Origin of the sequence: Mycolicibacterium flavescens, assembly GCF_001722335.1 — a bacterium.
GTDB lineage: Bacteria > Actinomycetota > Actinomycetes > Mycobacteriales > Mycobacteriaceae > Mycobacterium > Mycobacterium flavescens.
Window position 1 is genome coordinate 15,000 of sequence record NZ_MIHA01000007.1, and the last position, 20,531, is coordinate 35,530.

Annotated in this window: 20 protein-coding genes and 4 tRNA genes; 9 read left to right on the top strand and 15 right to left on the bottom strand. The window is 67.8% G+C overall.

The window, feature by feature from the left end; all coding sequences use genetic code 11:
- Positions 1-459: an SRPBCC family protein gene (locus tag BHQ18_RS11095; protein ID WP_069413671.1), complete on the bottom strand. Its 459-nt coding sequence runs from the start codon at positions 457-459 to the stop codon at positions 1-3.
- A 249-nt stretch (positions 460-708) separates the two neighbouring features.
- Between BHQ18_RS11095 and BHQ18_RS11100 the strand changes: the two genes are divergently transcribed.
- Positions 709-3,891: an ATP-binding protein gene (locus tag BHQ18_RS11100; protein ID WP_069413888.1), complete on the top strand. Its 3,183-nt coding sequence runs from the start codon at positions 709-711 to the stop codon at positions 3,889-3,891.
- 67 nt (positions 3,892-3,958) lie between these two features.
- Here the strand turns inward: BHQ18_RS11100 and BHQ18_RS11105 are convergent, their stop codons facing one another.
- From BHQ18_RS11105 to BHQ18_RS11120, 4 genes are all read right to left on the bottom strand, one after another.
- On the bottom strand, positions 3,959-4,966 hold the full coding sequence (locus BHQ18_RS11105) for a hypothetical protein (protein ID WP_131815670.1): 1,008 nt from the start codon (positions 4,964-4,966) through the stop codon (positions 3,959-3,961).
- Between the two features lie 206 nt (positions 4,967-5,172).
- Positions 5,173-6,690 carry a PE-PPE domain-containing protein gene (locus BHQ18_RS11110; protein WP_084294018.1) on the bottom strand — a complete coding sequence of 506 codons (1,518 nt, stop codon included), beginning with the start codon at positions 6,688-6,690 and terminating at the stop codon, positions 5,173-5,175.
- A 115-nt stretch (positions 6,691-6,805) separates the two neighbouring features.
- Positions 6,806-9,361, bottom strand: coding sequence for a helix-turn-helix transcriptional regulator (locus tag BHQ18_RS11115; protein ID WP_205866079.1), 2,556 nt, complete (start codon positions 9,359-9,361; stop codon positions 6,806-6,808).
- A gap of 83 nt (positions 9,362-9,444) precedes the next feature.
- The gene (locus BHQ18_RS11120) at positions 9,445-9,885 is read right to left on the bottom strand and encodes an SRPBCC family protein (RefSeq protein ID WP_069413889.1); all 441 of its coding nucleotides are present in this window, start codon (positions 9,883-9,885) and stop codon (positions 9,445-9,447) included.
- Between the two features lie 33 nt (positions 9,886-9,918).
- On the opposite strand from BHQ18_RS11120, the gene BHQ18_RS11125 reads away from it, so the two are divergent.
- Genes BHQ18_RS11125 through BHQ18_RS11135 form a run of 3 tightly spaced genes read left to right on the top strand, consistent with a single transcriptional unit; the run spans position 9,919 to position 10,966 of the window.
- Positions 9,919-10,362 (top strand): nuclear transport factor 2 family protein, encoded by a 444-nt coding sequence (locus tag BHQ18_RS11125; RefSeq protein ID WP_069413675.1) that lies wholly within the window; start codon positions 9,919-9,921, stop codon positions 10,360-10,362.
- A gap of 41 nt (positions 10,363-10,403) precedes the next feature.
- A complete protein-coding gene (locus BHQ18_RS11130; protein ID WP_069413676.1) occupies positions 10,404-10,751 on the top strand; it encodes a UBP-type zinc finger domain-containing protein in 348 nt (115 codons plus the stop codon).
- A 29-nt stretch (positions 10,752-10,780) separates the two neighbouring features.
- Positions 10,781-10,966, top strand: coding sequence for a hypothetical protein (locus BHQ18_RS11135; RefSeq protein WP_069413677.1), 186 nt, complete (start codon positions 10,781-10,783; stop codon positions 10,964-10,966).
- Positions 10,967-10,970: 4 nt separating this feature from the next.
- Here the strand turns inward: BHQ18_RS11135 and BHQ18_RS11140 are convergent, their stop codons facing one another.
- Genes BHQ18_RS11140 through BHQ18_RS11150 form a run of 3 tightly spaced genes read right to left on the bottom strand, consistent with a single transcriptional unit; the run spans position 10,971 to position 14,214 of the window.
- Complete coding sequence (locus BHQ18_RS11140) at positions 10,971-11,954, bottom strand: NAD-dependent epimerase/dehydratase family protein (protein ID WP_069413678.1); 984 nt, start codon at positions 11,952-11,954, stop codon at positions 10,971-10,973.
- A gap of 40 nt (positions 11,955-11,994) precedes the next feature.
- Positions 11,995-13,557 (bottom strand): phytoene desaturase family protein, encoded by a 1,563-nt coding sequence (locus BHQ18_RS11145; protein ID WP_069413679.1) that lies wholly within the window; start codon positions 13,555-13,557, stop codon positions 11,995-11,997.
- A gap of 48 nt (positions 13,558-13,605) precedes the next feature.
- The gene (locus BHQ18_RS11150) at positions 13,606-14,214 is read right to left on the bottom strand and encodes a TetR/AcrR family transcriptional regulator (RefSeq protein ID WP_069413680.1); all 609 of its coding nucleotides are present in this window, start codon (positions 14,212-14,214) and stop codon (positions 13,606-13,608) included.
- A gap of 85 nt (positions 14,215-14,299) precedes the next feature.
- On the opposite strand from BHQ18_RS11150, the gene BHQ18_RS11155 reads away from it, so the two are divergent.
- Genes BHQ18_RS11155 through BHQ18_RS11165 form a run of 3 tightly spaced genes read left to right on the top strand, consistent with a single transcriptional unit; the run spans position 14,300 to position 16,053 of the window.
- Positions 14,300-14,794, top strand: coding sequence for a DUF2834 domain-containing protein (locus BHQ18_RS11155; protein WP_069413681.1), 495 nt, complete (start codon positions 14,300-14,302; stop codon positions 14,792-14,794).
- A 27-nt stretch (positions 14,795-14,821) separates the two neighbouring features.
- Positions 14,822-15,268 carry an ester cyclase gene (locus BHQ18_RS11160; protein WP_069413682.1) on the top strand — a complete coding sequence of 149 codons (447 nt, stop codon included), beginning with the start codon at positions 14,822-14,824 and terminating at the stop codon, positions 15,266-15,268.
- Complete coding sequence (locus BHQ18_RS11165) at positions 15,265-16,053, top strand: MBL fold metallo-hydrolase (protein ID WP_069413683.1); 789 nt, start codon at positions 15,265-15,267, stop codon at positions 16,051-16,053. Before BHQ18_RS11160 ends, BHQ18_RS11165 begins: the two co-directional genes overlap by 4 nt.
- Here the strand turns inward: BHQ18_RS11165 and BHQ18_RS11170 are convergent.
- The 4 genes from BHQ18_RS11170 to BHQ18_RS11185 all read right to left on the bottom strand — a co-directional run bounded on the left by BHQ18_RS11170 (position 16,050) and on the right by BHQ18_RS11185 (position 17,449).
- Positions 16,050-16,889, bottom strand: a complete 840-nt coding sequence (locus BHQ18_RS11170; RefSeq protein ID WP_069413684.1) for an SDR family NAD(P)-dependent oxidoreductase — start codon at positions 16,887-16,889, stop codon at positions 16,050-16,052. The genes BHQ18_RS11165 and BHQ18_RS11170 overlap by 4 nt on opposite strands.
- Positions 16,890-17,148: 259 nt before the next feature.
- Positions 17,149-17,225 (bottom strand) — tRNA-Phe (locus tag BHQ18_RS11175).
- 42 nt (positions 17,226-17,267) lie between these two features.
- Positions 17,268-17,344: transfer RNA gene (locus BHQ18_RS11180), tRNA-Asp, on the bottom strand.
- 32 nt (positions 17,345-17,376) lie between these two features.
- Positions 17,377-17,449: transfer RNA gene (locus tag BHQ18_RS11185), tRNA-Glu, on the bottom strand.
- 122 nt (positions 17,450-17,571) lie between these two features.
- Here BHQ18_RS11185 and BHQ18_RS11190 point away from each other — a divergent pair.
- Positions 17,572-17,647 (top strand) — tRNA-Lys (locus BHQ18_RS11190).
- Between the two features lie 81 nt (positions 17,648-17,728).
- On the opposite strand, the gene BHQ18_RS11195 is transcribed toward BHQ18_RS11190, so the two are convergent.
- Positions 17,729-18,751 (bottom strand): oxygenase MpaB family protein, encoded by a 1,023-nt coding sequence (locus BHQ18_RS11195; RefSeq protein WP_069413685.1) that lies wholly within the window; start codon positions 18,749-18,751, stop codon positions 17,729-17,731.
- Between the two features lie 68 nt (positions 18,752-18,819).
- Here BHQ18_RS11195 and BHQ18_RS11200 point away from each other — a divergent pair, with 68 nt between their 5' ends.
- Positions 18,820-19,404 carry a TetR/AcrR family transcriptional regulator gene (locus BHQ18_RS11200; protein ID WP_069413686.1) on the top strand — a complete coding sequence of 195 codons (585 nt, stop codon included), beginning with the start codon at positions 18,820-18,822 and terminating at the stop codon, positions 19,402-19,404.
- Between the two features lie 3 nt (positions 19,405-19,407).
- Here BHQ18_RS11200 and BHQ18_RS11205 read toward each other — a convergent pair whose 3' ends face one another.
- Complete coding sequence (locus BHQ18_RS11205) at positions 19,408-19,824, bottom strand: hypothetical protein (RefSeq protein WP_069413687.1); 417 nt, start codon at positions 19,822-19,824, stop codon at positions 19,408-19,410.
- A 153-nt stretch (positions 19,825-19,977) separates the two neighbouring features.
- The gene (locus BHQ18_RS11210) at positions 19,978-20,439 is read right to left on the bottom strand and encodes a PASTA domain-containing protein (RefSeq protein WP_069413688.1); all 462 of its coding nucleotides are present in this window, start codon (positions 20,437-20,439) and stop codon (positions 19,978-19,980) included.
- Positions 20,440-20,531: the final 92 nt, after the last annotated feature.

Genomic DNA, 20,531 nt, shown 5'->3' on the forward strand with positions numbered 1-20,531 from the left:
CTAATTCCTTCGATCTGGAATGTCGGCCCGGGCCATCACCCGCCGGCGCAGATTCTCGGTCGCGACGTCGAGCACCATCTTCTTGGCGCGGCGCAGCAGGAATTCGGGGATCGGCGCGGCCAGGTCGATGATGATGTCGAAGCGCACCCGGGTGCGGTGTTCGCCGACCGGGGTCAGGTTGTACTCGCCGTGTTGGCCGCGCTGCTGCAGGGTCGCCTTGGCGTCCCACACCACCCAGTCGTCACCCCAGTGGTACTCCAGGAGTTCCTTGTCGGTGACGCCCATGATCTTGAAGGTCGCCTTGACGTGGTGGGGGCGGCCGTCGGGATGGCGGTCGAGCACTTCGGCGGACTTGTGCACGGGCGACCACGTAGGGACCTCGTCGATGTCGGCGAGCGCGTCGAGGATGACATCTTTGGGCGCCTCGAACACCACTTCCCGCGATGCCTGTACCGCCATGCGGCAAATAGTAGCCAAGTCGCCAGCCTGATGCATAGGGCTTTCCAGCTAATTCATTCCAACGGTCAATTTCGGCGGGCCCGCATGGTGGTCGAGTTCGGTGGTGCCGGATTGGCTCGACCGCCGCTCTGCGGAGGTCGGTCGTCGCGGACGTCAATATTGTCGTTTCGGCCGGTTCCGGCCTGTACCGGGTCCTAGTCTTGGCGCATCGGACGGCCGGTGCGGGCCGCCCGGATCGGCGGTGAGGCTGTGACGTCGACGGCAGTGACGTGCGGGGCGTGCGGCACTGGTCTGCGGCAGGACGCGAAATTCTGCGACGCGTGCGGCACCGCGACGGTGGGCGCGACCGCCGAGTACAAACAGGTGACCGTGCTGTTCGCCGACGTGGTCCGTTCGATGGACATCGCGGCCACTCTTGACCTGGAGCGGTTGCGCGAAGTCATGACGGCGCTCGTCGAACGGTCGGTGGCCGTCGTTCAGCGCTTCGGCGGAGGCACCGTGGAGTACACCGGCGACGGCGTGATGGCGATCTTCGGCGCGCCAAAAGCCTTGGAAGATCACGCCTTTCGGGCGTGCCTGGCGGCACTGGCAATCCAGGATGAGGCGCGCCAACTCGCCGCCGAAGTGCAAAGTCGCGACGGTGTGGCGTTGCGATTGCGGGTCGGCTTGAACTCAGGTCGAGTGATAGCCGGTGAGATCGGTTCGCACAAGCTGGGGTACGCCGCGACCGGCGAGACAGTCGGATTCGCCCAACGCATGGAGTCAGCGGCCCCACCGGGTGCGGTGCTGGTCTCAGAGTCGACCGCCCGCCTGGTCGAGAACGCCGTGACGCTGGCCGAACCGCAGTGGGTGAGCATCAAAGGAAGCGACGAGCCGGTGCGCGCGCAGCTGCTGACCGCGATCGGCGTCGGCGACGGCCTCGTCGGCCGCGCGGACGCGAGCCTGGTCGGGCGGCACTGGGAGATGGCGGCCCTGGACGCGCTGGTCGATCGCGCCATCGGCGGTCGGGGCGGTGTCGTGAACGTGGTCGGTCCTGCCGGCATCGGCAAGAGCCGGGTGGCGCGTGAAGTCGCCGCGCTGGCAGCCGTTCGCGGTGCAGAGGTGTTCTGGACCTTCTGCGAGTCCCACGCACGAGACATCCCCTTCCACGTGGTGACTCGACTGTTGCGGGCGGGCAGCGGCGTGACAGACGTCGACGACGACACCGCCCGCGCGCGGTTGCGCACTGCCGTGCCAGCGGATGCTGATCCGCAGGACCTGCTTCTGCTCGACGATCTCCTCGGCGTGGGCGATCCTGATGTGCCGCAGCCTCAGATCGACCCCGATGCGCGGCGGCGTCGGTTGACAGCGCTGATCAACTCGATGACGTTGGCGCGTACGACACCGGCGCTGTTCATCGTCGAGGACGCGCACTGGATCGATCCCGTCAGCGAATCGCTGGTGGCCGACCTTTTGGCCGTGATCCCGCGAAGCCCCTCGTTGGTGCTGATCACTTCTCGCCCCGAGTATGAGGGTGCGCTGGTGCGATCACACCACGCCCAGACCATAGCCCTGAGTCCCCTCGGAGATCCGGAGACGGCGGCGCTGCTGGCCGAACTGCTCGGTGATGATCCTTCGATTCGCGAGCTTTCGGAGATCATCGCCGAACGTGCCTGCGGCAACCCGTTTTTCGCTGAGGAAATGGTGCGCGAACTGGTACAGCGGGGTGAGCTGAGCGGTGAGCGTGGCGCCCACGTCTGCCACTCCGCCGCCGCGGACGTCGCAGTGCCAGCCACGGTGCAGGCGGCCATCGAAGCACGCATCGACCGGCTGAGCCCCTCGTCGCGAAGGACACTGAGTGCGGCCTCGGTGATCGGCGTCCGGTTCGGGACCGACCTACTTGCCGAGCTGGAGGTCGACGAGGCGGTCGACGAACTGCTGGCGGCGGAGCTGATCGATCAGGTGCGGTTCACCGCCAACTGCGAGTACACGTTTCGCCATCCGTTGATCCGCGCGGTTGCCTACGAATCACAGCTCAAGATCAACCGCGCCGATCTGCACCGGCGGGTCGCGGCCGTGATCGAAACACGTGCCCCTGCGGCGGCCGATGAGAACGCCGCGCTGATCGCCGAACATCTGGAGGCGGCCGGCGAGTCATTCACCGCGTATCAGTGGCATATGCGTGCTGCGGTGTGGGCAACCTACCGCGACATCGCGGCGGCCCGACAGAGCTGGGAGCGCGCCCGGGCAATCGCCGACGCGATGCCGGCTGACGACCCGAACCGCACGGCGATGCGGATCGCGCCGCGCACGATGCTTTGTGGAATTGCCTGGCGACTGCACGCGAACATCGCGGATGACCACATCGACCAGCTGCGGGAGTTGTGCGCGGTCGCCCATGACGACGCGTCACTGGCGATCGGCGCCGCGGGGTTGGTGATAGATCGGGCGTTCCAGGGCCGGATCCGCGACGCGTCACGATTGGCGTCGCAAGCGTGGGCGCTCATCGACTCGCTGGGCGACGCGACGTTGACGGTTGGATTGTCCTTTCCGGTCATCTATCCGAAAGGCCACGGTGGCGAGTGGTGCGACGTGCTGCAGTGGTCTCAGCGGGCCATCGACCTGGCCGACGGTGATCCGTCGAAAGGCAACTTCCTCTTCGGATCTCCGTTGGCACTCGCCTTCACGACGCGAGCGTTCGCGCGCTACTGCCTGGGTCTCCCGGCATGGCCCGACGACCTGCGCCGTGGTCTGGCCATGGCCCGTCGAGCCGATCCGTTCTCCTACGCCACCGTGGTCGCCTACGTGTACTTTCCGGGCATACCTCTCGGCGTACTGGCGGCCCACAACCCGGCGGTCGCGGAGATCGAAGATGCCCTCCGGATCGCCGAACGAACCGGCGACGATATGGCCCTGGCGTTCGCCCGGGTGATTCTGGCGCTGGCGCTCGCCCACCGCAGGACCGAGTCGGAGCGGGACCGCGGTCGGAAGCTGCTGACGGAAATCAGCGACGTCCTCGAACGCGACAGACACAACCTGAGCGAACTACGGCTGATCAACGTGTATCTGGCACGTGAGAGGGCCCGGTGCGGTGACCGCGACCAGGCGCTCGTCGCCATGCGCGCCGCCGTAGACGAACTGATACGCGAAGGACAGCTGCTGTCGTGGGGCATTCCGGCAACCGGCGTTCTGGTCGAGACGCTGCTGGACCGCGGCGACGACGGTGACATCGCCGAAGCGGAAACCGCACTCGAGCGGCTGGCCGCTGCACCGGCCGACGGCGAGCTGGCGATGCGCGACATCTGGCTGCTGAAGCTGCGCGCCCTACTGGCCGAGGCCCGCGGCGAGGACCTGAGGTTCGCGGAGCTGGCGCGGCGATACCGCGAGATGGCGCACACGCTCGGCTTCGAGGGGCACACCATGTGGGCCGAAGCGATGGGAGCCCGGCCGTGACAGGCGGTCTTGTATGCCGACAGACGTCAGCGCCGGCCTGTCCCCTCACAGGCCGGCGCTGAACGGGTCACTCGGAATCGGTTTCCCCACCGGATGATTCGTTATCCGGGCTATCCGAGGGGTTGTCGTCGGCCGGGGCAGTGGCGTCGTCGTCAGCCGCGCCGGCGTCGCTCTCGGGCTCCTCGGCCAGCCCGCCGGTTTCGCTGAGCCGGTCACCGGTCACGTCGTCCTCGGCCTCAGCCTCGTCCTCGGTCGGTGAAAGATCCTCAGTGTCGTCCTGCGCGAGGCCTTCGTCGGAGATCTCCCCGATCTCCTCCTGGCCGGTGGACGGGGTCAGCGGCTCATCCTCACCGGCCTGCGGAACGTCCGGCGGCGCCTGCTCGCCAAGAGCGCGGTGATCCCCGACGGGCGAATCTTGCTGGAGCACCGGGTCTTCCGGCGGCTCGGACAGCCGCCCCATTGTCTCGTCCGGCTCGGCCTGCGCCGGCTCTACTTCCGCAAGCATCTCGACGGGTTCCGCCACCGCGGCCGCGGCAACACGGAACGGCGCCACCCGCGTGAAGAAATTCCGGACCAGGTCCACGACGACGTCGTACACCAAGCCGCAGGGGGGACACACAGCGAAAACGACCGCGAGGGCCCCCACCGTCAGGATGAGACCGCCGAGGAGCACCTGACCGATGACCGGGCCGATCACCGGGTTCTCGAGCAGCGGCGTCACCAGCATCCCGAACAGCTCATTGGGTGTCGGCAGCGACAGGCCCGGCACCGCCAGCGCGGCTGCCGTGAGCGGAGCGACGTCACCAACCTTATGACCGTCGCGCCCGGCTGGCTGCGTTGTCGGCACCTGGATGGTCGGAACAGCGACGGGTTGAGGTGAGGCGTCGACGATTCGTTGCAGCGCGGCCATCGCCGCCGTGGGCGAGAACGCGAGAACGGTCGGATGAACGGGGCCGGACGGGGTTTGCGCCGCCGCGGGCGCCGGCGGTGCGATCACGAGTGCGAACGCGAGGACCCCGGCCCCCGCGACCGCCACTACGCTCTTGCCGCTCCAACGGTCGGGTACTGGAATCATCATCATTCCTTTCGTTGTCGATTCACAGTCGGTGTATTACGCGGTTCATCGCCGACCGCCTCGAGCAAGGCTTCGCCACGCGGCCGCGGCTCGGGCTAGCAGTGACCCCACCGTTCCGGGCGTGTCGGTTCGCTACCGCGCCAAGGCGGACAACCTCGACTTCCGCGGACACCACGAGTGGGCCGACACGCTGATCCGGAAGTGAGCTACTCACTGTCGGATGTCGATTCGTCGGTCGAGGCCGCCGGGGCGGCATCGGCTTTCGCGGCTGACTCGTCAGGGGTCCCGTCGGCCGGCTGGTCTTCCTGTGCGCGGGAAGACTCCACCGCACTCTGGTCGTCGTCTACTGCAGGCGCGGGTCTCCGCGTGTCCGACAGCTCGGACGATGTGCTGGTCTCGTCGTCGGCTTCAATGGTCGCTGGCGGCTCCGAGGTCTCGGCCGCACCCAGCGCCGCCGTCGACGCCTCTTGCGCAGGCTCTTCCGGGCTCACCTCGCGTTGGGGTTGGGTGAGCGTCGGCGAGCTGTGCGTCACCAGCGCCACGGCTTCGCCGTCGGCGACCTGTTCGTCGGCACTGGTCACCGCGGGTGCGGGAACTGGCGGTGGCGGCGGAGTGAAGATCGCCGCCGCGTTCTCGATGCCCTCGCCGACCGCCTCGACGAGATCGACGGCCACCGTCACCGGGTCGATCGACGGGAACAGCCGCGCGGGGGTGAACTCCCAGGGCGAGATGCTGCGGTCGTAGCCGAGTTCCACCAACACCCGGAAGAGCGGTTCCACGATGTCGATCAGCGCCTCGGGGACGCCGAGGTCGCGCAGCGGCGCGAACAGCGGCAGATCTTCGGTCTCGAAGAAGTAGTAGGTGCTGTCACCGTGGGTGCCCTGCAGGGCGGTCGACGGGTCGGGGGCGAGCGTCACGTCGAACGGGTTCGAATGCAGGTACACGAAGCCGAGCAGCGCGTTGAGGGTCGCGACGAGATTCAGTGGATACAGCGGGAAATCGGCGGCGCCGTCGTACTGGATCGTGATGACGTCGGCGGGGAACTGGGTGTCGGTCGGTTCTGGACCGTTGAAGGTGAGATCGAGGATCGGGATATACAGGCCGGCGAACCGCGAGTTCAGGCCGCCGTTGGGGAGGTTCGTGTCACCGCCGATCACGAACCTGATGTTCGGTGCCGTCGTTCCCGCCGGATACTGCTGCGCCAGTTTTCTTTTCTCGATCATCGCGATCGCGGCGCTCTGCGAGTAGCCGTAGATGATCAGCGGGTCGTCGCTGTGCTCGGCCATCGCGTCCTCGAGGTCGGCCACCCCCGCCTCGAGCGACTGGTCGATGGTGAGGTCGAACAACCCGGTGAGCTTCCACCACGGCACATCCGGCCATCCGGGACCGCCCGGCCTCCACATTTGCCGATCCCCCACTGCGGTTCCGATGACGCGGAACAGTCCGGTGATCGGCCAGTACTCCTCGGGTGTACGCACCGCGACGTAGTCGATGTCCGCGCCAGGATGCGTCGGTCCGACGAACTGGTTCCCGACCGACTCGATCCAGGATTGGTCGGGCTCAGGGCATGTCGTACCGCACATGACCAAGGCGGTCGCGTCGGCGGCCAGCGCCACCCCCGGCGACTCCGTGGATACTGCCAGGGCGGGTGCCATCAACCCGAGAACCGCAGCGACCGACACCGTCGCGCGGCCCAAACGTCGGCCGCACCGTGCATCACTCATCGTTTCCTCCTCGAACCAGCGGAACGCCGACCACCACCGGATCTTGATCGTCGTTCGAGGGGACGCGGATGCGCTCAGTAGTCGGGTACTGCACTTGCGCCGGACACGGCGCTGCCTACTGCCGAGGTGCGATCAGCTTGGCCAACTCTTCGCGACTGGCCCCGGTCTTCTGCATGGCCCGGTAGACGTGGCTCTCGACGGTGCGCACCGAGAGCGTCAGTCGCTCGGCGACTTCGCGATTCGTCAGCCCCCCAGCGATCAACGCCACGATCTCCAGCTCGCGGCCGGTCAGCGGTAGGGGTTGGCAGGCGCGGCGCAGTGCCGGGGTGTGCAGGCCGCACCGCTCGGCGATTGCCTCGGCCCGCGTCGAGCATGTCAGTGCCGACCCGCTCCTGCCGTGCTCGCGGTATGCGATGGCGGCGTGGGCCGCGGCGTCGACCGCCGCGACCAGATCACCGATCCGCTCGAACTCCGTAGAGGCCAGGGCCAATCCGTCGGGGTCGTCATCGCGTAGGGCTTCGGCAAAACGTGCCGCCACACCGACTCGCGGCCCCTCGACAATCGACTCGAGCTCCCGCAACCGCTCTGCGACCGCCTGATCGCCGAACTGCCCGGCGGTCTGCAGGCACAGCACCTCGGCGCCGTAGCGTCCGGCTTCCTGTGCCCTGTGCGCCGCTGAACGCAGCACCGCGACCGCCTCGCTGACGGCGCCCTGAGCGGCCGCGACCCATGCGCGGGCCACCGCGCGCTCGTAGTCGAGCGACCGGAACCGCCGTCGCACCCCGTCGAGCGCTTCCAAGCCCGCAGCGGCATGAGCAGTCGACCCGTGCATCGCGAGCGCCGTCACATAAGGGATTCGGTAGCGGTAGCCCCAACCGCTTGCCGGCGCATCGTGGAGCCCGTCGACCGCTTGCTCGAGCATCCCGCACGCGCTGCGTACGTCGCCGGCGCCGAGGGCCGCCCGCCCCGCCACGGCGGTGCCGAGCGACTGCGCGGCGCCCGGGAGGTCGTCGGACTCGCACCGGATGCGCTCAGCCGCCGACGTCGACTCCGTCAACCGGCCCGCCAGCCACAACGCGCAGACTTCTGCGTCGGCGATGTTGAATCTCATGTGCGGCGCGTCGAGGCTGCGCGAGGCGACCAGGTATCCCCTCTCGGCGTGCGCCAGCGCCGCAGCGATCCGTCCGGCGTCTGCGGCGAGTTGCGTCAGCACCCAAGCTATTTCGGCTCCGACCACCGGGACGTCGTCGAGCACTGAGTTTGTCGAGCACGCCAACGCGTCGTGCGGGCGGTCCATGGCGAACCAGTACACCGTCAGGAACGCGTCGACGAAGATCTGTACCTCTGGCGCGGCACCCTGCGCCGCCTCGTCGATGAATTCCTTCGCCCGAGACGGATCACCGAGTGCCCAGAGGAAATTGCTCGAGCGAAAGAACGCGAACCGCGCGCGGTCGCGGTCGGTCAACGCGAGGTTCTCGATCCCGGCGAAGACAAGCTCCGCATCCTCTCCGCGACCCAACCAGGACAGGGCGTGAGCCCGGATGAGACTTGCCTCGAAGCCTGCCGCGGCGCGGTTCGCAGCTCCCGCAAGTCGTTCGGCCAGCGCCAAGTCGCCGAGCCACACGGCCCCATGTGCCGCCCGGACGAGGAGATCGGCATCGGGGGTCAGGTCGGAGTCGACGGCCAGCGCGGCCCGGCGCACCACGTTGCGCAGTTCGTCACCGTCGGCTGACGCGCCCAGAGCGGTCGCCACCAGTGCGCGTAACCGCCGCAGGCGCATGCGGGGCGCGCGCATGCGCCGGATACGACCGTAGAGAGGGTGCGCCGTCCGTACTTCGATGCCGTCACCGGCCGGCGACAAGGTGACGAGGCCGCGGCACTCGGCCTCCTCGAGTGCGTCGGCACCCGCGATCCGCGTCAACACATCGACACCCATCGGCTCGCAGACAGCCAGCGCGTCGATCACGTCGCGCACGGGTTCGGGCAGGGTCCCGATCCGGGATTCGACGAGCTCGATCAGCCCGGGCGGCACGATGGGGTCCCCGGTCCAGCGCCAACAGCCGCCGTCCCGGATCAGCCGACCACCCGACACCTCGTGTTCGACGATGTGCTGCAGATACAGCACATTGCCCAATGTCAACTCCCACAGACGTTTTGCGGTATCCGGCGCGACCGGCCCGGCAAGGGCGGCAGACAGCAGGTCAGCGGTCTCATCACAGGGCAGATCGTTGACATCGAGCCTTTCGAACCCGCGCGCGGCCCAAATCTGTTGAGTCGCCACCGGGATCGGGTCATCGTTTCGCGCGGTGAGTATGACCTTGGCCGCCTGCCGCGCGACGATCTGGTGCACGACGAACGTCGACAGGTCATCGAGCAGCTGCACATCGTCGACGAACAGCACCACCTTTTCCGTCGGCGAGCTGAGCGCGTCGATGACCCCGCGCAACAGCTGCAGCGTGTCGGTGACGCCTTCGGGTACCCAGGCGGCGAACGCCCCCAGCGGGATCTCGCGCGCCGATACCGTGCCTGCCGTCCAACGCGGCTGCTGTCCGTGCGCCTCGGCGATCGCGCGCGCCTCCTGGGCGAAGCGAGTCTTGCCGGCGCCCTCCGCACCGCGGATGAGGACACCGGGAAGGCCCGGGGCCGCGAGCGCGGCCTCGATCAACTGCATCTGTGTCCGGCGGCCAATTAACGGCCACGACAAGCGCACCTCACGAGACTAAGAGCAGGGCGCTGCGTGGCGCAGCAAAACCGTCAGCGCTTCTTGACCTTCATGACCTGCTTGCGCAGACCGTCGGTGGCCGCCTCCAGGCCACCCTTCATCGCGCGTTTGAGCACGAAGCCGGGGATCGGCACCGCCGGATCGACGGTGATCTCGAACCGGACTTTCGTCTTGTCGCCGTCCGGGGTGAGGGTGTAGGACGCGCTCTGCGTCTTGAGCTGACTGGACTCCAGCAGCTTCCAGCTCACCCTGTCATCGGCCCAGGTGTACCGGACCACCTGCTCGTCGGAGATGCCCATGGTCTTCAGCTTCAGCCGCACCTTGCCGGGGCGCCCGTCGGCGTCACGGTCGAGCACTTCGGCGCCCTGGTGCTGCGACGACCACTGAGGGGCGGACTCGACGTCGGCGATGACGTCGAGGATTTCGGCGGGGGTCGCCTCGATCACGACGTCACGGGAATCGCTGGTAGCCATGGCCATGACCCTATCCCCCGCTAAGTTGGCCGCATGGAGCTTTGGGAGCTTTGCGCCCGCGAGCGCATCAGAGACACACTCGCCGTGTACAACTGGTCCGGCGATGCGCTGCGACTCGACGAGCTCGCCGCAGCCTTCTGCGACGACGGCGAACTCGAGGTGCGCGGCAGCGTTCCCGCGCGTGGGCGTGAGGCGATCGTCGATTTCCTCGGCGGTGCCGTCGCCGCACCGAACGCCGCCGCGTCGGCGTCGAGCGTCAGGCGCATCGTGCGGCACAACGTGACCAACATCCGCTTCACCGATGTGACCCCGCAGCAGGTCCGGGTCGCCTGCTATTTCACGGTCTACACCGAGATCGGCCTCGACCACTACGGCCGGTACCGCGACGTCTTCGTGCCCGTCGGTGACGACTGGTTGATCCGGCACCGGTTCGTGTCGACGGACTGGAGCGCGCCGGACTCGACGATGGCTCGCTGAGTACGGCGGCGCACAACGCCGCGATCGGTTAGCTTTTCGACATGGACGTCGATCCCACGGTCCCGCCGAGCGGTACCGGCTGCGGCGAATGCAACGCGCACGGCGGCTGGTGGGTGCACCTGCGCCGGTGCGCGGCGTGCGGGCACATCGGCTGCTGTGACGATTCGCTGGCCCGGCATGCCTCGGCGCACTGGCGCGAGACCGGGCATCCGATCATCCGATCGTTCGAACCCGGCGAGGACTGGTTCTGGAACTACGCCACCAACGAGTACTACGACGGCCCCGAACTCGCCGCGCCGGCAAGCCGTCCCGCCGACGAGACCGTCCCGGGTCCGCGGGGCCGGGTGCCCAAGGACTGGATGACCCAGTTGCGCCGGCGCGGAGACTAGAACCGTTCGGCTTCGGGTAAACCAGCGCGGTGAGCGACGAGAAGAAGCCCGAGACCACCGAGACCGACGCCGGCCCGTCCGGTGCCGACGACGACGTGCAGAGTGACCCGGCCCGCGGCACCAGCGGCGAGGAGCACGAAGAGGGTGTGGACTGGTCCGACGAGGGCGGCGCGATGCCGTCCGGGCCCGCCGACACCGGTGATCACACCCAGTAGCCGGCTACCTCAGGCTGGCGGCCAGCTCCGACAACGTATCGGCGGTGGAGTATTTCGGCTGCCACCCCAACTGGGTGCGGGCCTTGGTGGTGTCCATGACGACCGAGGTGCGCCCGATGTGCAGCCACTCGAGGATCGACGGCACGAACGGTAGCCGCGCCACCACACCGGAGGCCACCGACACCGTCGCGTGCGGCACCCGGACCGGCCGCGCGCCCAGTTCGCGGGCCACGTCCGACATCGAGACCACGCCGTCGCCCGCGATGTTGTACGCCCCGGGCGGGGCCGACGTCGTGGCAGCCAGCGCGATCGCCGTGGCCACGTCGTCGTGGTGGACCAACTGCAACGGCGTGCCCGGGTCCGGGAACGGCGGCTTGAGCAGCGGCAGCGCCTGCGTGACGCGCTTGACCGGGCCGGGCAGCTGGTTCCACGGCATCACATCGGCCAGCGCGGGCGCCTTGGGGCCGGCGACGATGCACGGCCGCAGCACGTACACCTGAAGCGTTGTGCCGTCGGTGATTTCGGCGAGCGCGGCTTCGCAGGCGGCCTTCTGTTCGGAGTAATAGTGTTCGGGCGATCCGCGCGCCGCGACGTCCTCGGTGATCGGCACCGGGTTGTCGGAGTGGTAGCCGTAGGCCGCCACCGACGACGTGTAGACCAGGCGCTGCGGGCGCGCGGCGGCCACCGTCGCCTCGAACACGTTGCGGGTGCCGCGCAGGTTGATCCGCGCGCTCTCCTCGCGTGAGCCCATGATGATGAAGGCCAGGTGGACGACGACGTCCGCGCGGGCCACCAATTCCTCGACGGCCTGCCGGTCGAGGATGTCGCCCTGTTGGTAGCTGGTTTTCGACCAGCCGTGCTCGGCCGGTTCGAACGGACGGCGCGCCATCCCGATGATCTCGTCCACCTCGTCGAGCGCTTCGAGCGCCGCCACCGCCGACATGCCGATCTCGCCGGTGGGCCCGGTCACGGCCACGGTGATTCCCATGCCTGACGCTATTCCCGGTGCGTCAGGTCCAGAAACAGGTTCAGGTCAAGTCGGCGAGCGCCTGCTGCGCGGCGTTGTAGCCCGGCACGAACGTGATACCGGGCCCGCCGTGACAGCCGGCGCTCGCCAGATACAGTCCGTCGATCGGGATCGGTTTATCCACATAGCCTTTGGGGCCGGGACGGTTGGGGCCGATCTGGTCGGGATGGATCAGGCCGTGGCAGTAGTCGCCGCCGGGCGCGCCGAACATCGTGCCCATGTGTTTGGGGGTGAACGTGGTGTGGCGCATGATCAGGCTCTCGAAGTTGGGCGCCAACCGGGTGATCTTCTCGATCACCCGCCTGCCCATCTCGACCTTCATCTCGCCGTAGCTGTGTTCGCCCTCCTCGATGGGGAACCACAGCGAGAACGCCGAGGCCGCATGCTTGCCCGGCGGCGCCAGTCCCGGATCGTTGACCGACGGGATCTGCAGGGCGATGGCGGGGTCGGCCGGGACGATGCCGCGCCTGCAGTCCTCCCACTGCTGCTGGAGTTCCTCGGGGGTGCTGAAGATTCCGATGTTGGACTGCATCGCGGGGTCGTTGAGCAGTTCGTAGGGTGCCACGAACTCCGGGACGCCGTCGAGCGCGAAGTGCATCTGCAGGTAGCTGCCGCGGTGATCGATACGGGAGAACCGGTCGCGCACCTCGGCGGGCATCGCGGCTGCGTCGACGAGGCCGTTGACGGTCAGGTCGGGGGCAATGCCCGACACCACGATCGGGGCCGTCAGCGTCGTCCCGTCGTCGAGGCGGACACCGGTGACCCGTCCACCGGCGGTGGTGATCTCGGCGACGCGGGCGCGCAGCCGCAGCTCGCCGCCGGCGGCACCGAACCCGTCGCACAGATGCTCGGTCAGCGCACCGATGCCGCCGCGCAGTTTCTTGACCAGCAGGGCGTTCTCATCGGGAACGGCGAAGCCGTAGGCCAGCGCCGCCGCGGTGCCCGGGGTGGCCGGCCCGCGGTAGGTGGTGTTGCACGCCAGCAGCGACAGCATTCCGCGCAGTGCACCGTTCTTCTCCTTGTCCGGCAGATACCGGTCCAGTACGTCGGTGACGGATCCGAACAACAGGTCGGTGATCGTCGAGCGCTCGAATTCGTTTGTGGCGCAGGCATACATCTCATCCAGCGTCTTCGGCGGCCGACCGGCGTCGAACCGGCCGAGGGCCCGTGTCGGCGCCTGACACCAGGCCATCAGGCCCGCCATGCCGTTGACCGCCTCGGCGCCGTGCACCTCGTTGATGTGGGTGAGCAGTTTCATCGGGTCGGTGTAGTAGACCAGCGGTTCGTCACCCACGCCGCGCAGCGACACCGACATCACGTCGAGTTCGACGGTGGGAAGCGTGTCGAGCCCGAGTTCGCGGCTGACCACCGCGGAGGTGGGGATCTGTACGGACCCGGCGATCTCGAAGCGGAAGCCGTCGAACAGTTCGACGGTCGAGGCCATGCCGCCGGCGTAGAGCTTGGCGTCCAGACAGAGCGTGCGCAGCCCCGCCTTCTGCAGCAGCGTCGCCGCGGTCAACCCGTTGTGCCCGGCGCCGATGACGATCGCGTCGAAGTCCGTCATCGGCTGAGGCTGGCACGCAGCCAAAGTTTTGTCAATATTGACAAAACTTTAGGACGCGATGCCGCGCGCGAGTGTGTCCAAGGCCTCGCGGGTGAGCCGGGACAGCTCCGGCAGCGGCCGGTCGGCCGAGCCGTCACCGCCGAGCATCCACACCTCCATCGCGCCGAAGACCGCGGCGGCGATGCACCGCGCGGTGACGGTGATCCGCATCCGGGCGTCGGTACCCGCATCCGGGGCGCCGTCGCGGGTCAGGTGCTCTTCGATCGCCTCGGCGAATTCAGCCTCGACCTGGCGGATGTGGCGCACCACGCGGCCGGGTTCGAGTTCCTGCGCGCGCAGCGCGGCGGTCTGCGCGACGGCCCAGTCGTCGTAGGGCCGGGCCATGATCGCCGCATGCACCGCGTCGATGACCGGTTCGTCGCGGCCGCGTTCGGCCAGCGCAGCGCGAAACCACTGCAGGCCGGCGTAGTCGGCGAACAGCAGGTCGTGTTTGGAGGCGAAGTGCCGGTAGAAGGTCCGCAGCGAGACACCGGCGTCGGCGGCGATCTGCTCGGCGGAGGTCTCCTCGACGCCCTGGGCGAGGAAGCGGACCGCAGCGGCCTGGCGCAGCGCTTCGCGGGTACGTTCGCTGCGCGCCGTCTGAGCAGGTCGGGGCATAGCGACGAACGTACCGGAGCCTCCGGCCACACGAAGTTATGTCAAAATTGACAAAACATCGCGGTCGGGGTGGGACACTCCCGGCATGGTCTCGCTGATCGTTCACCTCGTTCTCGGGTTCGCCACGCTGGCGGTCATCGTCAAGGCGAACCCGGTCGTTTTCGCGCGCTACTCGTCGGGCTCCCCGGTCACCAAGCTCGAGCTGTTCTACTACGTCGCCGGTGTCGCGTCGGTGGTGCTCGGCTACTACTTCAACCACCAGTTCGTCGCCGAGTACGCCCCGGCCGGCGGGCTGCACAACTTCATCTGGGGTCCGGGCAGTTGGGCGGAGTTCATCGCGCTCGGCTACGACAACCCGGCGGCCAGTTCGGCCAGCCAGGACTACACGATCATGAGCCTGCTGCTGTTCCCGGCGTGGCTGCTGGTCGACGGCAGCAGGCGCAGTATCAGGCACGCCTGGCTGTATCTGGGGTTCATCCTGTTCGCCAGTTCGGCGTTCGCGTGGGCGTTCTATCTGGCCACCATCGAGCGCCAGCACCGCCATCAGCAACTGACCGCGGCGGTCGGTTCGCCTGCTTGATGCCGGTCGCGGTCGTACAGTGCACGGATGGGCTCTGACGCGCTGCGGCAACGCCGGCTCGAGGTGATCCGCGAGCACATGGACACCGAGGTCACCAAGGATTTCGACGCCACCCTCGCGACCTTCAAGCGCGGCGGGCACTACGAGATCATGGCGACCGGTCAGGTGTTCGACGGCGACGACGAGGTGATGGAGTACTACCGCACCACGCGCACCGCGTTTCCCGACCAGCGCCACGACAACGTCCGCTATCACGTGGCCGAGGAGTCGGTGATCGTCGAATTCGACCTGCTCGGAACCAATCTCGGCGAGTTCTACGGGCTGCCGCCGACCGGTAGGGAGTTTCGGGTGCCGGTCGCGGCGGTGTTCTTCTTCGACGGCGACCGCATAGTCAACGAGCGGATCTATTTCGATTCGGCCAGCTTGGTGGCCCAGATCGGCCGCACCGAACTGCTGACCGGAGGTGTGTCGTGAAGGTGCACCATCTCAACTGCGGTTCGATGCGCCCCTATGGCGCCGGACAATTGGTGTGCCACGTGTTGTTGGTCGAGACCGACAACGGCCTGGTCCTGATCGACAGCGGCTACGGCTCGGGCGACTGTGACGCCCCAGCCGGGCGGATCGGCCCGACCCGGCACTTCTTTCGGCCGTTGCTCGATCACGGCGAGACCGCGCTGCGGCAGATCGAGCGGCTCGGTTTTCAACGCGAGGACGTCCGCCACATCGTGCTCACGCACTTCGACATGGACCACATCGGCGGGTTGTCCGACTTTCCGGATGCCGAGATTCATTGCACAGCAGCCGAAGTCCTGGGCGCGATGCATTCACCGACGCGCGCGGAGAAGCAACGGTTCCGGCCTACGCAGTGGGCGCACGGGCCGAAGATCGTCGAGCACACACCCGACGGCGAGCACTGGCGCGGCTTCGCGGCGGCCAAGGAACTGACCGAGGTGTCCCCCGGTATCGCGCTTCTGTCGTTGCCCGGCCACACCCGCGGGCACGCGTGCGTCGCCGTGGACGCCGGACATCGGTGGCTGCTGCACTGCGGCGACGCCTTCTACCATCCGAGCACCATTGGCGGTGAGGGTCGAATCCCGAGGGCGCTGGGCGCTTTCGAGATGGTCGCGGCCTACGACCGCAAGCAGGTGGTCGACAACCACGCCAGGCTCACCGAGTTGTACCGCCGCGGCGAGCCGGATCTGTTGCTGCTGTGCGCGCACGACCCCGGCTTGCTGGAGCAGGCACGGGCGACGGCCTAGCGGTTCGCCCGGTTGCGCAGCGAGGACTCCATCCGCTCGATCACGTCGAAGTAGCGCGTCGGCGCGACGCGGGCGAGCACGTCGAACATGTAGGCGTCCGGGCCGACGAGGATGCGCGACTTGCCCGCCTCCACCCCGCGGTGGATGATCGCGGCCGCCTTGTCGGGCTCGGTGCGCGTCATCGCGGCGAACTCCTTGACGACCTGGTCCTTGGTGGGACCGCCGGGCTCCTCGCGGAACCGCCCGTTGCGCACGATGTTGGTGTTGATCCCGCCGGGGTGCACGTTGACCGCGGACACGCCGGTGCCGCGCAGCTCCTGGCGCAGCGAGTCGGTGAAACCGCGGACCGCGAATTTCGCCGAGCAGTAGGCGCTTTGACCGGGCATGCCGACCAGGCCGAACACGCTCGAGGTGTTGACGATGACGCCTGCGTCCTGTTCGACGAGGATCGGCAGGAAGGCGCGGGTGCCGTTGACGACGCCGTGGAAGTTGATGTTCCACAGCCAGTCGTCGTCCTCGGGGACGGCGTCGAGCACGGTGGAGCCCAGAGCGACGCCGGCGTTGTTGAACACCGACCCGATCGGCTGCGGTGCCCAGTCGCGGACCTCGCGCGCGAACTCGCGCTGCGCCTGGGCGTCGCTCACGTCGAGCACCTTGACCAGTGACGGGCCGCGCAGCGACGCCTCGGTCTCCTTGAGCGCCTGCTCGTTGACGTCGACGATGGCGACCGGGCAGCCGTATGACGAAAGCCGCTGCGCCAACGCCCGGCCGATTCCCGAGGCGGCGCCGGTGATGACCGCGGTGCGGCCGGTGATCGTCCTGCGTTGCTTGCTCATGCTCGCTCCTGGGTGGTACACCGATGTACCGCTGAACGGTACGGCGTGGTACCGCAGAAGACAAGCATCGCGGATCGCTGGCTTGGGAATTGGCGAACGCCGGCACAAAGCGCAGCTGCCCGACGATGCCCGGCGGTTCTCGCGCTAACGGGTTGATTGCACGCGAATACGCCGTGCAATCAACCCGTTAAGCGCAATTCAGGCGAAACCTCGCGCGCTGCTGACGGCCGAGGCCGCTTGGTCGCGGTGGACATCTCCATGGTGGCCAGGGCCGGGATCGAACCGGCGACCTTCCGCTTTTCAGGCGGACGCTCGTACCAACTGAGCTACCTGGCCGGAAGGCACTGGCCCTTCACTACTCCAGTTGCCTCGCCGCAATGGCGACCCTGACGGGACTCGAACCCGCGACCTCCGCCGTGACAGGGCGGCGCGCTAACCAACTGCGCCACAGGGCCTTGCTGTGCAACCCGACATGGGTCGTCACGTGTACCCCCTACGGGATTCGAACCCGCGCTACCGCCTTGAAAGGGCGGCGTCCTAGGCCGCTAGACGAAGGGGGCCAGCCGAATCTCTCCGGGGTACTCGCAACGCGATCACGTTGGGAGCCTCAGTAGCTTAGGGTACCGGTACCCGAATCCTCAAACGCAGGCCCCCAATGGCACCCGTTATCCTGATAGCCCGCGCCCCTATAGCTCAGTTGGTAGAGCTACGGACTTTTAATCCGCAGGTCCCAGGTTCGAGCCCTGGTGGGGGCACCACGCGCCTCGCTCGCACGGCCGATATGTACCACAAGCTTGCGCCTGCGCTCGCTGTCGTCGTACCGCATGCTTCGCCCCCAACTAGACGTTGGGGCAGTAGAACTGCGGCTGCCCGCGGTACTCCTCCGGCGGGAGGTTGCGCGCCGGGGTCTCGACCAGGGGCGAGTCGGCGGGCAGCCGGCCGAAGGCGCGGTCCATCGCCGAGCGCTTGCGCGGATGCCACAGCCACCGATCCGGCAGCACCTTGGTGAGAAAAGTCACCACCTCGCAGAACCGCTGATGCAGCCATTCCTGCCGCGGAGACCACGTGTAGCCCATCAGTTCGCGCACCGGCGGGTCGTAGATCGCGACTGTCATGAATTCCGCGACCGGCTGCATCACCTTCAGGTTGAGCTTCCACATCCAGTCCGGCAGCCACTGCAACGACGGATGCTTGGGCATCGTCGACAGGTCCATGACCTCCCTGGCCGCCCAGTTGTTCTCCAAGACGTTGTTGCACATGTGATCCCAGTACTCCTGGAACTCTTCCCAGCTCTTGGGCACCGGCCGCATGCTCATCCCGTACGTGCGGTACCAGGTGATGTGCTCGTCGAACAGCTGCCGCTTGTCGGCCTCGGTCAGCCCGCCGCCGAATTTCTCGGCCGACAGCAGCAGCGACTTGAAGAAGGTCGCGTGCGCCCAGTAGAAGACGTCGGGGTTCAGCGCGCTGTAGCGGCGGCCTTGCTCGTCGACGCCCTTGATGCCGATGTGGTAGTCGCGGACCTCTGCCCCGGTCTTGGGCGCGCGGTCACCGTCGAAGACCACCCCGCCGATCGGGTAGATCGAGCGCAGCAACCGTGGAATCCGCTCCAGGAAGAAAATCGAATGCTCCTGCACCGCCGCCCCCAGCTGCGGGTGCGTGTTCTGCATCGACCCTGCCCACGGCCCCTGCAGCAGCCCGGTCCACTGACCGAAGTACTTCCAGGTCAGCGAGTCGGGGCCGAGCGGCGCCGGCGGCGCGTCGTAGCCGCCGGAGGTGACCGGGCATCCCGCGGCGACAACCTGCTCTTCGGGCTGACGGGTTCCGTGGGACGCTGGGCACGTCTCGGACGTATCTTGAGTCACTGACCTACTTTCGTCCGGCCTGGAACGGTATTCTGACTACAGGCGTTGTCACCGAGCTTAGGAGGGATGTGCCTTCGGGTCAACGACGCGGCCGATGGTCCGGCGTCCCACTCGAGGACCGGCAGGCGCTGCGACGCGACGAACTCGTCGCCGCGGGCGTCGGCCTGCTCGGCAGCGCCGACGGACCGTCTCTCACCGTGCGCGCCGCCTGCCGCCTGGCCGGCCTCACCGAGCGCTACTTCTACGAAAGTTTCAGCGACCGAGACGAATTCGTCCGTGCGGTCTACGACGACGTCTGCACAAAAGCCATGGCGGCGTTGATGACGGCCGAAACTCCGCGCGACGCGGTGGAACGGTTCGTCGCAATGATGGTCGACGACCCGACCCGCGGGCGGGTGCTGCTGCTCGCACCGGCGCGTGAGCCGATACTCACCCGGTCAGGCGCCGAATGGATGCCCAACTTCATCGATCTGCTGCAGCGCAAGCTGACCCGGATCACCGATCCGGCCCGCGCGGCAATGGTCGCCACGGGGCTGATCGGCGCGCTGACCGCGTTGTTCACCGCGTACCTCAACGGCACGCTGACCGCGACCCGTGAGCAGTTCATCGACTACTGCGTCGAGATGCTGCTCGGCCGGGTCACCAGCCACTGAGCCCTACTCGTCGGGGGTCGACACCTCTTCGAGCGCCTGCTCCTCTTCTTCGGCCGCTTCCTCCTCGGCCTTGGACTTGGCTTCACGCCCCAGCGGGTGGGCCACCGAGGCGCCCGGGTTGGTGGCGGTCGCGTACTCGCCTGCACAGTTCAGCGCCAGGCTGACCTGGCTACCGGACTCGTCGATCCGCAGAAACGAGGAGTCCCACGCGTTGACCACCACGCAGTCGCCCTGGTCCATCTTGTCGCCGACCCGCGCGGCCACCACCGCCGTGCCGCCGCCCTCCTCGATGGCCTCCACGGCATCGGAGTAGGGCTGACCGACCACGTCCGGCGCCGCGGCGGCGGTGGCCGTCCCGAACAGAACCATGGCCGATGCCGCGGTCGCGACCGCCCCGACTCCCAACATCTGCAAACGCATGACTGCTCGCTTCCGTGACTGTCGCTTCGGGCGTGGATCCACGCCGATGTCACGGCAACTGTCACGGAGATGTGTGAACGCGAAGAAGCGCCCAGATTGACTGGGCGTGAAAACCGTTGCAGCTATGTGAAGGCTGCGTTACCGGCCCACCCGCTACTGGTCGGGTGTGGAGACCTCTTCGAGCGCCTGCAACTCGGCCTGCGCGGCCTGCTGCTGCGCGCGCTTGCGCGCGGCGGCTTCTTCGTCCTCGGCCTTGGCCGCCCGGCCCAGCGGATTGGCGACCGAGGCACCCGGACTGGTGGCGGTCGCGTACTCGCCCGCGCAGTTGAGCGCCACCGACATCTCGTTGTTGTCCTGCTCGTCGATCCGCAGGAACGACGAATTCCAGACGTTGGTGACGATGCAGTCGCCCTGGTCGAGTTTGTCGCCGACGCGGGAGGCGACGACGGCGCGCCCGCCGCTGTCCTTGATCTCCTGCAGGGCGTCGGAGTACTTCATCCCGACGACGTCGGGGGCGGCGGTGGCCGTGCCGGCACCGAACAGGGCGGCCGACGCCGCCGCAGCGGTGGCGAGCCCGACGAACATGACCTTTTTCACGATGACGCCGACCTCCATGTCAGGGCGATGACCGCCGAGTAAACCCTGGCGAAAGTTTATGGCGTCGACGAGTCGGCCGCCACCGCAAGGTGGCAGTTGGTCAGCGTGAA